This window comes from Haloarcula sp. Atlit-120R (genome assembly GCF_003665885.1).
Lineage (GTDB): Archaea > Halobacteriota > Halobacteria > Halobacteriales > Haloarculaceae > Haloarcula > Haloarcula taiwanensis.
The window spans coordinates 1-442 of the sequence record NZ_QPLN01000108.1 but is presented as its reverse complement, the minus strand read 5'-3'; the positions used below and the strand labels follow the sequence as shown (position 1 = coordinate 442).

Annotated in this window: 1 pseudogene; it reads left to right on the top strand. The window is 72.6% G+C overall.

The features are described from left to right. Window positions 1–59: 59 nt before the first annotated feature. Window positions 60–442: pseudogene (locus tag DVK01_RS21450) on the top strand (hypothetical protein); the annotation flags it as partial.

The following is a 442-nucleotide window of genomic DNA, read 5'->3' as shown; positions in this document are numbered from 1 at the left end:
GCTCGTTTCAGTACCCGGGCCTCCGTCCGATTTTTCCCCTCGGCACCCGCAGATTCACCGTGGACCGCCGCCAGTTCCTCCGCACCGTCGGCGCGAGCGCGCTCGCCGTCTCGACCGCTGCCGTCGTCGGTTCCCGTCCCGCCACCGCACATCCCGGTCCCTTCGAGCCGCTGGGCCGCATCGACATCGACGGCGCGAAAGAGGCCGTCGTGTCGGCCGACGGCGAGACCGTCTTCGTCGCCGCGAGCAGCGGCTACGCCGTCGTCGACATCTCCGCGCCCGACCGCCCGGAACTCCTCGCCGAGCGCCGCGACCCGCTTTCGGACCGCGAAGACGGCCCCTTCCGCGGCCTCTACGACGCGAAACTCGACGGGGACACCCTGCTGGTCGTCGGCCCGGCCAACCCGATTCCGGGCGCGCCGGCGGGCGTCCTCGTCGTCGA